The sequence below is a fragment of the Spirosoma panaciterrae DSM 21099 genome, from assembly GCF_000374025.1.
Classification (GTDB): domain Bacteria; phylum Bacteroidota; class Bacteroidia; order Cytophagales; family Spirosomataceae; genus Spirosoma; species Spirosoma panaciterrae.
In genome coordinates this window covers 18,276-18,736 of sequence record NZ_KB893220.1, presented here as the reverse complement: position 1 = coordinate 18,736, position 461 = coordinate 18,276, and positions in this window count along the sequence as shown.

Sequence of the window (461 nt, the reverse complement as noted above, 5' to 3'; positions counted from 1 at the left end):
GCCACTCCGCTGCCCGCATTCACCACCACTGTGGCGATGCCGTTGGCCTGACCGCACTGGGCCAGCGTGGTGCCCGTGTTCAGACCCAGCGCCGTACACACGGTGCANGANGCTGGGGGAACAATCACGACCATGGGCTGACAGCCATTGGCCGTTGTTACCGTCACACTCANCGGAATNCCCGATGGGATGCCACTGATTACCCCATTGCTGGCCATACCCTGACTNACCNGNANANTCGTACCCGCAGCCACCGTGTAACTCACTTCATAGCTGGCACTGCCCGCTACACACTCCGGACCACTCAACGTGATGGCCGGGTTCTCACAGGGGTTGGCACACGAAACGGGGCTNACCACCGTCAGCCGCGTCACACAGGTGCCGCTGCCACTGGCCGTCACCACCACATTGGTGCCCACCGGTATATTCTCAATCACCCGCGATGCGGTATTGACCTGACC